We start from the raw sequence: 229 nt of genomic DNA on the forward strand, positions 1-229 counted from the left end.
CTTCTCCCTCAATGGCTTTTGAAAGAGATTCACAAAGCTACAAATGGAGAAGCGATCGTTACAACAGATGTGGGACAGCATCAAATGTGGGCTGCACAATACTACACATTTACAAAACCTAATCGTTGGATCACTTCTGGTGGTCTAGGGACAATGGGATTTGGATTTCCTGCAGCAATCGGTGCACAACTTGCAGCACCTGATGAAACAGTCATAGCGATTGTTGGAG

Annotated in this window: 1 protein-coding gene; it reads left to right on the top strand. The window is 44.5% G+C overall.

Features of this window, described 5'->3' with window-relative positions; genetic code table 11:
* The coding region (locus AOA59_RS31280) for a thiamine pyrophosphate-dependent enzyme (protein WP_256593153.1) at window positions 1-229 on the top strand (229 nt) is incomplete at both ends.

The organism is Pseudomonas sp. 2822-15 (assembly GCF_002742515.1).
In the GTDB taxonomy this organism is placed as follows: domain Bacteria; phylum Pseudomonadota; class Gammaproteobacteria; order Pseudomonadales; family Pseudomonadaceae; genus Aquipseudomonas; species Aquipseudomonas salomonii.